This is a genomic window from Brevundimonas sp. (assembly GCF_031412435.1).
In the GTDB taxonomy this organism is placed as follows: domain Bacteria; phylum Pseudomonadota; class Alphaproteobacteria; order Caulobacterales; family Caulobacteraceae; genus Brevundimonas.
This window is the reverse complement of sequence record NZ_JANODA010000044.1, coordinates 74,280-83,270: the sequence shown is the minus strand read 5'-3', so window position 1 is coordinate 83,270 and position 8,991 is coordinate 74,280. Positions and strand designations below refer to the sequence as shown.

At 67.0% G+C, this 8,991-nt stretch carries 10 protein-coding genes; 3 read left to right on the top strand and 7 right to left on the bottom strand.

Annotated elements, in window-relative coordinates; genetic code table 11:
• Nucleotides 1–18 precede the first annotated feature (18 nt).
• The 3 genes from RMO01_RS08660 to RMO01_RS08650 all read right to left on the bottom strand — a co-directional run bounded on the left by RMO01_RS08660 (nucleotide 19) and on the right by RMO01_RS08650 (nucleotide 2,037).
• Nucleotides 19–441, bottom strand: coding sequence for a hypothetical protein (locus RMO01_RS08660; RefSeq protein WP_309628642.1), 423 nt, complete (start codon nucleotides 439–441; stop codon nucleotides 19–21).
• Between the two features lie 82 nt (nucleotides 442–523).
• Complete coding sequence (locus RMO01_RS08655; RefSeq protein WP_309628641.1) at nucleotides 524–1,177, bottom strand: hypothetical protein; 654 nt, start codon at nucleotides 1,175–1,177, stop codon at nucleotides 524–526.
• A 95-nt stretch (nucleotides 1,178–1,272) separates the two neighbouring features.
• On the bottom strand, nucleotides 1,273–2,037 hold the full coding sequence (locus RMO01_RS08650) for a phosphatase PAP2 family protein (protein WP_309628640.1): 765 nt from the start codon (nucleotides 2,035–2,037) through the stop codon (nucleotides 1,273–1,275).
• A gap of 260 nt (nucleotides 2,038–2,297) precedes the next feature.
• Here RMO01_RS08650 and RMO01_RS08645 point away from each other — a divergent pair, with 260 nt between their 5' ends.
• Complete coding sequence (locus tag RMO01_RS08645) at nucleotides 2,298–4,190, top strand: ribonucleoside-diphosphate reductase subunit alpha (protein WP_309628639.1); 1,893 nt, start codon at nucleotides 2,298–2,300, stop codon at nucleotides 4,188–4,190.
• Between the two features lie 247 nt (nucleotides 4,191–4,437).
• Nucleotides 4,438–5,301, top strand: coding sequence for a lipid A-modifier LpxR family protein (locus RMO01_RS08640; protein WP_309628638.1), 864 nt, complete (start codon nucleotides 4,438–4,440; stop codon nucleotides 5,299–5,301).
• A 7-nt stretch (nucleotides 5,302–5,308) separates the two neighbouring features.
• Here the strand turns inward: RMO01_RS08640 and RMO01_RS08635 are convergent, their stop codons facing one another.
• From RMO01_RS08635 to RMO01_RS08625, 3 genes are all read right to left on the bottom strand, one after another.
• Nucleotides 5,309–6,274 carry a magnesium transporter CorA family protein gene (locus RMO01_RS08635; RefSeq protein ID WP_309628637.1) on the bottom strand — a complete coding sequence of 322 codons (966 nt, stop codon included), beginning with the start codon at nucleotides 6,272–6,274 and terminating at the stop codon, nucleotides 5,309–5,311.
• A gap of 30 nt (nucleotides 6,275–6,304) precedes the next feature.
• Nucleotides 6,305–6,835, bottom strand: coding sequence for a CHAP domain-containing protein (locus RMO01_RS08630; protein WP_309628636.1), 531 nt, complete (start codon nucleotides 6,833–6,835; stop codon nucleotides 6,305–6,307).
• Nucleotides 6,836–6,908: 73 nt separating this feature from the next.
• Complete coding sequence (locus RMO01_RS08625; protein ID WP_309628635.1) at nucleotides 6,909–8,015, bottom strand: acyltransferase; 1,107 nt, start codon at nucleotides 8,013–8,015, stop codon at nucleotides 6,909–6,911.
• A gap of 61 nt (nucleotides 8,016–8,076) precedes the next feature.
• Here RMO01_RS08625 and RMO01_RS08620 point away from each other — a divergent pair, with 61 nt between their 5' ends.
• The gene (locus RMO01_RS08620) at nucleotides 8,077–8,511 is read left to right on the top strand and encodes a hypothetical protein (protein WP_309628634.1); all 435 of its coding nucleotides are present in this window, start codon (nucleotides 8,077–8,079) and stop codon (nucleotides 8,509–8,511) included.
• 4 nt (nucleotides 8,512–8,515) lie between these two features.
• Here RMO01_RS08620 and RMO01_RS08615 read toward each other — a convergent pair whose 3' ends face one another.
• Complete coding sequence (locus RMO01_RS08615; RefSeq protein WP_309628633.1) at nucleotides 8,516–8,971, bottom strand: hypothetical protein; 456 nt, start codon at nucleotides 8,969–8,971, stop codon at nucleotides 8,516–8,518.
• Between the last annotated feature and the right edge of the window lie 20 nt (nucleotides 8,972–8,991).

Here is an 8,991-nt window from a genome sequence, read left to right as displayed (position 1 = left end):
GACCGTCCGCTTTCGACCCTAAGCGGACTTCATCCGCCTTACCCGCCCGAGGCTATCGACGCCTTTGGGACGTTCAGACGCCAGTCCTACATATCGATCGCGAGAAGTCTTTCCGCGCCGATCCGTGACTTCAACGATGAAGTAGTGATCGGCCTTTGCAACATATTTGGTCGTGAGGCGGTCGAAGTCGGCAACCGTCACTCCTTGGCTTTCGCACAGTTGTGGAAGGGCTTCCGCGTAGAGGCTGATCGCCTTGGCAAGGGACGGTGATACCTCGCCCATCGTAGACCCCGTGAGGAAGTCCACTTGAATGAAGCCATCGGGGGTCAATGCTGCTTCCCCGAACACGTCAGTTCCATAAATCCCGATCAGAAACCCCATCCCGCAGGCGAGGGAGTCGGAGATGTTGTGACCGACAGATGTGAGGACCGCGTGTTTCACTTAAGCAGCGTAGCACCACCATGTCCGCTTTCCACCCCTCTGCAGATCCTCGCGAGGTCTGCTCTTGGGAGCGGCTTAACGCCTAGTCTTCGGCCTCGTCGGCGCTCGCTTCAGCCTTGACGGCTTCTGTCCCGGTTGTCGCCGCGGCGTCCGCTGCCGGCGCCCTGCAATAGTCCCGCGTCTCCCGCGCCAGGGCCAGGTAGCCGCCGTCCAGTGCGGCCTTGACCGCGGCGTCGCAGTCATCGTCGCTCAGCAGGCGGGTGACCTCGCGGCGGACGGCGAGATAGGCGCTCTGCTTGTCCCGCAGCGTCCGCGCGGCGCGTCGGTCGTCGGGCAGGCACAACGACATCCAGCCGGCGTCGGCGCAGCGGGAGACCAGTTGGGCCTCGCGCTCGGTCAGGACGCCGGTGTCGATGGGCTGGATCGGGCCGGGTTCGGCGGCCGCCGGCGGCGCGACGGGCGGGCTGACCGGCGGCGCGGCAGGTACGGTGACAACCGGCGACGGCGGAAGGGTTTCAGGCGAGGCCGCCTCGAGGCCGGAACCGCTGCCCAGGACGATGGCGGGCGCGTCGGCGACGATGTCGGTTCCGGGGACCGGCACGATGACGATGTCAGGCACGGCGTAGCGGCAGACATAGCGGCCGTTTTCCAAAGCGCACGACTGCAGCGTGGCCTGGACAGCCTGGGGCTCGACCAGGGCCGGGCCGGCGAGCAGGGCGAACATCAGGCCGATCATGGAAGCCTCCTGCCGCGGAGCCGGGGACGGGTGGGCCCCCGGGCGGTCGGTTGACGGATGTTAACTCTTTTGGAGAGGGCGGACCTAGCGAAATCTCAGCCTTCGGCGAGCGCCGTTTCGCTGGTCACGGGCGGGTCGTCGACAAGGTGGGCGTGGTGGCGTTTCTGCCTGCGCTCGACCGCGTAGCTGACAAGCCAAAGCGCCATGGCCCAGGCCGCGCCGACACACCAGCCCGCCATGACGTCGGAGGCCCAGTGGGCGCCGAGATAGACGCGTGTCAGGCCGACCATAAGGGCGAAGACAATGCCGACGCCGAGGACGTAGGCCTTCAGACGGCGCTTAGGGAAGGCGCGCGTCATCATGACCGCGACGGTCAGATAGAAGACCGTGGAAAGGAGGGCATGGCCGGACGGGAAACTGGCGTTCAGCGTCTCCACGGCCTGAAAGGCGGCCGGCGGCCGCTCGCGCTCGAACAGGGCCTTCAGGCCTTCGCTGAGGCCGACGCCGCCGGCCAGGCCCACGACCAGCAGTACGGCCGACAGCCGCTTCCTGAGGATCAACAGCATGCCCAGGGCGACGAAGGCGAACAGGGTCAGAACGGCGATGCCGCCCAGGGAGGTGATGTCGGCGGCCGCCTCATGCAGCCACCAGGGACCGCGCGGCTGGCCGGCGGCCGGCTGCATCCAGTACAGCACCCTCTGGTCAAAGGCCTGGCCGTCCGCCTCGGTCACGTCGTCGGCGATCTCGATGAAGGTCATGATCCCCAGGGTGACGACGGCCAGGGCGCCGAGGGCGGCGAACTCGGCGCGTGCGACGGTCAGGGCGCGGCGCAGAAAAGGGACGGCGTCGGAGGATTTCATCCGGTCGCTAACGGCCAAGCTGGGCCCTTGTTCCCGATCACGGCTTCGTGACTCCTGTCACAATGGTGCGTCGCACGGCCGTCGCGGCTTTTGCACAGGCTCATCCCCCGCGACGGAGTGATTCGAGACGAATTCCGCCGTCAAGCCCGTTGACGGTTGGTTAGGCATCTGCGCCCCATATGTTGGTTCGGGGAGCGCTTCGGCCACTAGATGCAGTGGTTCGGACGCAGGCGGCTTCACTTCGATTTTAGTTCAGGGCGATGACGATTATGGCTGGCGGCGAAGCGTTGAAGACGGTGGAATTCGAGGCGGTTAACGCTGCGCCGACGACCGAGAAGCCCCATCTGACGGTGGTGCGCAGCCTCGAACTGGACCGGACCCGCGACGACCTGCTGACCGACTTCGGCAAGAAGACGCTGGAAGACCGTTATCTGCTGGCCGGCGAAAGCTACCAGGACATGTTCGCGCGGGTGGCCACGGCCTATGCGGACGACCACGACCACGCCCAGCGCGTCTACGATTATATGTCGAAGCTCTGGTTCATGCCCTCGACCCCGGTGCTGTCGAACGGCGGCGCGAACCGGGGCCTGCCCATCTCCTGCTTCCTGAACTCGGTGCAGGACAGCCTCGACGGCATCCAGCGCGTCTGGAACGAGAATGTGTCCCTGGCCTCGAACGGCGGCGGCATCGGCACCTACTGGGGTGGCGTCCGCTCCATCGGCGAGAAGGTGAAGGGCGCGGGGCAAACCAGCGGCATCATCCCCTTCATCCGCGTGATGGACTCCCTGACGCTGGCGATTTCCCAGGGCTCGCTGCGTCGCGGTTCGGCGGCGGTCTATCTCGACGTCCACCACCCGGAGATCGAGGAGTTTCTGGAGATCCGGAAGCCCTCGGGCGACTTCAACCGCAAGTCCCTGAACCTGCACCACGGCATCAACATCACCGACGAGTTCATGGAGGCTGTAAAGGCCGGGACCGATTTCGCCCTGCTGTCACCCAAGGACCAGGCCGTTATCCGCAAGGTCGACGCCCGCAGCCTGTGGCAGAAGATCCTGGAGATCCGCCTGCAGACCGGCGAGCCCTATCTGATCTTCTCCGACACGGTGAACCGCCAGATGCCTCGCCACCAGCAGGAGCTGGGGCTGAAGGTGAAACAGTCGAACCTGTGCAGCGAGATCATGCTGCACACCGGCCCCGACCACCTGGGCATCGACCGCACCGCCGTCTGCTGCCTGTCGTCGGTCAACGCCGAGATGTTCCTGGAGTGGCGCGAGGAGCCGCGCTTCGTCGAGGACGTGATGCGCTTCCTGGATAATGTCCTGGAGGACTTCATCACCCGCGCCCCGCCCGAGATGGCCGCCGCCGTCTATTCGGCCAAGCGCGAGCGTTCGGTGGGTCTGGGCCTGATGGGCTTCCACTCCTTCCTGCAGGCCCAGGGCGTGGCCTTCGAAAGCGCCATGGCCAAGTCGTGGAACATGCGTCTGTTCAAACACCTGCGCCGCGAGGCGGACAAGGCCAGCGTCAAACTGGCCGAGGAAAAGGGCGCCTGCGAGGACGCGGCCGAGCGCGGAATCATGGAGCGGTTCAGCCACAAGCTGGCCATCGCCCCGACCGCCTCGATCTCGATTATCTGTGGCGGCACTTCCGCCGGCATCGAGCCGATTCCGGCCAATATCTATACCCACAAGACCCTGTCGGGCTCGTTCGCGGTCAAGAACCCCTACCTGGAGAAGCTGCTGGACGGCTACGGCGCCAATACCGACGCGGTGTGGTCGTCGATTCTGGAGCACGAAGGTTCGGTCCAGCACCTGAACATGCTGAACGACGACGAGAAGGGGATCTTCAAGACCGCCTTCGAACTGGACCAGCGCTGGGTCGTCGAACTGTCGGCCGACCGCTCGCCGGAAATCTGCCAGGCCCAGTCGATCAACCTGTTCATCCCGGGCGACGTCAACAAGTGGGACCTGCACATGCTGCACTGGTCCGCCTGGGAGAAGGGCGTGAAATCGCTCTACTATCTGCGCTCCAAGTCGGTGCAGCGGGCGGCTTTCGCGGGGGCCGAGGACAAGGTCGAGGCCGAGGTCGATCCGAACCAGCCCGACCTCTTCTCGGCCGCTCCGACCGACTATGAAGAGTGCCTGGCCTGCCAGTGACGCGATGAATGGGTGGATGGTGACCGGCGGGGGTGGGGTTCGCTCTCGCCATCGCAACTCTGTCACAGCCACCGGTCACGCCCCCTCCGCTTCGACCCCTTAACCCTCCTCGAACCCCCTGACAGGGGAACCCGCGTGGTCAAAATCGCGTTGCGCGATCATGTCAGGAAGGTGTCGCAAAAACGCGGTTGGCCCTGACCTGATTCCGGTGCAGGGTGAAGCCTGTTAACGGACTGTGAGGGGACCGTTGATCTACCTGAGGTCACTTGTTCTGAGCGTAATCGCACTGGCGGCCATTGCCGTTCCGGCGAGCGGCCAGACGTGGGTGAACCAGAACTGGTCCGACGACCAGCAGGAAACCTCCGCCAACATCACCGCCCGGCTGAACCGTCAGGCCAGCTTCAATGTGGCGGCGGGCCGTGAGTTCGGGCCCGCGCTGGAGTTCGCGACCGATTATGCGCCGATCGAGGCGCACAATCCTTTCGCCGCCACCACGACCCGCGACGTCTGGCGCGAGGGTGAGGGTTTCAGCGATCGCCTGCGCCTGCGTACCCGGGGCGAACTGCGCCGCGCCGACGGTTCGCCCGTCCCGCCGACGCCGATGGATCAGGCGATGTTTGACGCCGACGGCTATGAGGTCAGCTACACGCGCGGCTGGACGACGGCGCGCGGCTATACGGCCTCGGGCCTCGAGGTCACGCTGACGCCGCACGTCGGCATCGGCGCGGGCGACCGGGGCGGGACGGCCGAGGCCGGCGCCACCCTGAGGATCGGAACGACGGCGGACCGCATCCTGCCAGAAGGTTCCACTGCGTTTGGCGAGCGCGCCCGCTGGTACATCTACGCCGCCGGATCCGGCACCGCCGTCGGCTACAATTTCGCGCGGACGCGCGACGGCGAATACGCCCGCTCAGGCTACAGTCGCGACAGCGGATCCTTCCTCGGCGACGCCTCGGTCGGCGTAGCGATGCGCCGGGGCGACATGCAGGGCTCGTTCGGCCTCGTCTATCGCGAGATCGAGGCCGAGGGCATGCACGCCGGCCACGGCATCGACAACGACGTCTCCGAAGGTCTCGTCGCCTTCCAGCTGTCGATCAAGCCGGAGTGGTAAGGGCGGACTAGATCCAGCCCCGCCGCTTGAAATAGACCAGCGGCGCCAGGGCCGACACGACCATCAGGCCCAGCGCCATCGGATAGCCCTCCACCCAGCGTAACTCCGGCATATGCTCGAAATTCATGCCGTAGATCGCCCCGATCAGGGTCGGCGGCATCAGAACCGCCGTGAAGATCGAGAACATCTTGAAGATCGACGACTGCTCGACGTTGATCAGGCCGAGCGCTGCCGAGAGCTGGAAGTTGATGCCCGCCGCGACCGAGTGATTGTGGGAGATCAGGCTGACGGCGTCCCGGCTGAGCGAGCGCAGGTGCTCGCGCGGTTCGTCGTTGTGCTCGAACCAGTCGTCGACGGCGACGAAGGCGAAGACGCGCGACAGACCCGCCAGGCTCTGTTCGATGCGGGCATTGGCCATGTGGGCGCGGCCCAGCTTGGTCACCAGGTGTTTGAAGCCGACCGTCCTGCCTTCGGAAAAGACGTGGGCGCTGACGCCCTCGACCTTGGCGGCCAGACCGGACAGCACGTCGGAGGCGCGGTCGATGATCGCCTCCATCAGGTTCAGGAACATCTCGGCGCTGGTGCTGCACAGCTCCGGTTCGCGCTCGAGCTTGTCGGTGAACAGGGTGAAGGGGCGCGGGTCGAAATAGCGGATGGTGACCATTGTCCCCCTGGTGAGGACGAAGGTGACCGGGTCGATCCCGGGCAGGTCGTCGTCGCCCCGGTGCAGGATGTCGGCCGTGACATAGGTGGCGCCCCCCTCGCGATAGAGCCGGCTGGAGGCCTCGAGCTCGCTCATCTCGGCCCGTGTGGGGATGGAGATGCCCAGGGCCCGCTCGACGGCGGCGTCCTCGCCGTGGGTGGGCTCGATCATGTCGATCCACAGGGTGTCGGGCGGCATGACCCAGCCGCCGATCACATCGATCTCGACCGGCTCGCAGGCCGCGCAGCCCGAACGATAGAGGCGGATCATTCGGGCGGTCCGGGGTGGGGGTTGGGCGGGTTAGTTCCGGGCCGTGTTGGTCGGGGCGCTGGTCGCGGCCACCTGGCGGCCGGCGTCATAGGCGTCGCGGGCCCCGTTATAGATGAAGCCATAGGTCGGATAGACGGTCGAACCGAGGTCACGGATCGGGTTGTACCAGACCTTGACCTGGGACCAGTCGTTCTGGCCCGAGACGTCGACGACGGTGACATTCTCTTCCACCCGTCCGCGGCTCCCGCCCCAGTTGGCGTGGGTGACGCGGATCACGCGGTCGGTCAGGATGTCGGAGACGACGGCGACGTGGCCCCGGCTCATGCGGCCTTCGGGACGGAAGACCAGGACCGAGCCGGTCTCGGGCGCGCGGCCGGTACGGAAGCGGTCGACGGCCTGATTCCACCAGGTCCAGGCGTCGCCGAAGATGTTGATGCCGGAGAACATGCGGGCGAAGGTCACGCACTGCCAATACGGATCGTCGGCCTTCGCGGGAGCGGGAGACAGGGCGAAAAAGCCCAGGCAGGCGGCAACCAGCGCGGCGGTGATCCGTTTCGTCATGTTCGAATTGTTTCCAACTGTTACGCCCTGCACTATCCCTAGACGATAGTTAGCGGAGGGTAAAAGCCCCTTTTCAGGCGAGCTGTGGACCGCCAGTGCGTGCTTTGGCCCGGGCCGCACGGCGTTGCGCTATGCCGCGAAGCGCCCGTCGTGCGGGGAATTCGACCAGGTGGTAGGACACCGCGGCGACCACCGGCAGGGTCAGGAACACGGCCAGCCACACAAAGAGTTGAAGCTTGTCGCCGCCACCCGTGAGCTTCGACGCGGCGTTCACGGCCAGCAGTTTCCACGGCACCACCACCATATAGACCGAGTAGCTGATCTCCCCGAGATAGACGGCGGGCTTCGAGGCCAGCCATCCGGCGCGCGCGTTGGGCAGGCTGGCCAGGGCCAGGATCAGGGCGCCGCACAGGGGTACGATCAGGGCGTCCGGCGCCGACAGCGATCCCGCGACGGCGATGGCTACGGCCACCCCGGCGGCGATCCAGCCCGGGCGCGGCAGGCTCACCTTGCGGTGCATCAGATACAGGGCGCAGCCGAGGGCGAAACAGGGAACGATCCGCAGGGCGCCCCACAGGATGGTGGCCTGGGTCAGGGGGAAGCCGGCCACGATCTGGAAGACGATGTAAAGGCCCACGAGGAAGGCCACGGCGCCGACGACGGCGGCGATCGGCCGCTCGCGCAGCCGCCAGGCCACGAAGGCGAAGACCGGGAAACAGAGATAGGCGAACCACTCCGCCGAGATCGACCAGGACGGATGGTTCCAGCCGGCCACCGGCGCGAAGCCCCAGGCGTGGACCATCAGGAGATTGGCGGGCAGGGCCGACCAGCTGAGGATGTTGCCGTTGACGCTCATCCCGGCGGCCAGGGCCCCGAAGGCGAGCACGCCGACGCCGACCAGGGTGGCGATATGCAAGGGATAGACCCGAGCGATCCGCGCCCACAGGAAGGCGCCGTAGCTGAATCGCTTCTCGCCATGGGCCGCCAGATAGACGTGGCACAGGATGAAGCCCGACAGGACGAAGAAGAGTTCGACCCCGAGATAGCCCTTGGCCACAAGGTCCGGCATGAAGCCGACGTCGAGGTCGGGCCAGAAGGCGAACAGGGCCACCCAGATGGCGGCGCCGAAGCGCAGCGCGGTCAGTGGGCGAAGGTCCTGCGGCGTTTCAACCTGGGTCATTCGCCCCATATGCAGCCGACGCGGTTCCAGAACCGTTAAATCATCCCATGAAAGAGCAGACGTGACCCCGACCCTGACCTTCGACGATGTCGTATCGGCCGCCGCCGCACCGGCGGGGCTGACGGACGCCCAGGCCGCCGCCGCCCTGACGGGGGCCCTGGGCCTGCTGGACCGCCATGCCGGGCGCGAGGCCCTGGCCGCCCTCTACGCCGCCGTGGACGGCGCGGAGGCGGCGGCGCAGTCCAAGGCCGCCGAACGGCCGAGGCGCGGCCTGTTCGGCGGGATCATGGCCTCGGCGGGAGGCGTCTCGGGCGCGGCGGTGGCGGAGGCCATGGGGCTGCTGGACCGGCTGAAGGACGAGGGGGTGGACAAGGCGGCGCTGAAACGCCTTCTGCCTGCCGCGCGCGATCGGGTCCGGGCGGCGACGGGGCGGGATCTGCTGGGCGAGGCGGTGCGCAGCGTGCCGGGCGTGGGGCCGATGCTGGGCGACGGCTAGGAGGTTACGGCGCCGGCTGGCTGTTCAGGAAGGCGACCGGGGCGGCGCAGCCGTTCAGGGTCTCCGCCCCCAGCTCGACCCGCGCGGTCAGGGGGTAGAGCCGGTCGCTCATGCCGTCCGAGCATTCCGTGGCGATCAGGGTGACGACCAGGGTCGTGCCGTCGGGCGCGGCGGCGGCATAGACGGCCGTGGTGCCCTGGACTGTCGGGCCCGGGTTGGAGGCCCGCACCTCGACTGCATCAACGGCCGTATAGGCCAGGTCCTGCGGCGTGATCTCGACCGCCCAGAAGGGCTCCGTGCCAAGGGCCCGCAGGGGCTGGTTCAGATCGACGTCGCCGAGCACCGCCGCGGCCGGGGCCGGCGGGGCCTCGGGCCCGGTCGGCTCCGGATCGGAACAGGCGACGAGGGTCAGGCCGAGGATGAGGACCGGGATCGGCAGGCCGGCGCGGAACTGGCGCATGACAGGAACTCCTTGGATCG

What these genes read in the sequence shown, in the direction of transcription:
- RMO01_RS08655 (WP_309628641.1), bottom strand. Translation starts at nt 1,177, where the DNA reads ATGATCGGCCTGATGTTCGCCCTGCTCGCCGGCCCGGCCCTGGTCGAG.
- RMO01_RS08650 (WP_309628640.1), bottom strand. Translation starts at nt 2,037, where the DNA reads ATGAAATCCTCCGACGCCGTCCCTTTTCTGCGCCGCGCCCTGACCGTC.
- RMO01_RS08645 (WP_309628639.1), top strand. Translation starts at nt 2,298, where the DNA reads ATGACGATTATGGCTGGCGGCGAAGCGTTGAAGACGGTGGAATTCGAG.
- RMO01_RS08635 (WP_309628637.1), bottom strand. Translation starts at nt 6,274, where the DNA reads ATGATCCGCCTCTATCGTTCGGGCTGCGCGGCCTGCGAGCCGGTCGAG.
- RMO01_RS08630 (WP_309628636.1), bottom strand. Translation starts at nt 6,835, where the DNA reads ATGACGAAACGGATCACCGCCGCGCTGGTTGCCGCCTGCCTGGGCTTT.
- RMO01_RS08625 (WP_309628635.1), bottom strand. Translation starts at nt 8,015, where the DNA reads ATGACCCAGGTTGAAACGCCGCAGGACCTTCGCCCACTGACCGCGCTG.
- RMO01_RS08615 (WP_309628633.1), bottom strand. Translation starts at nt 8,971, where the DNA reads ATGCGCCAGTTCCGCGCCGGCCTGCCGATCCCGGTCCTCATCCTCGGC.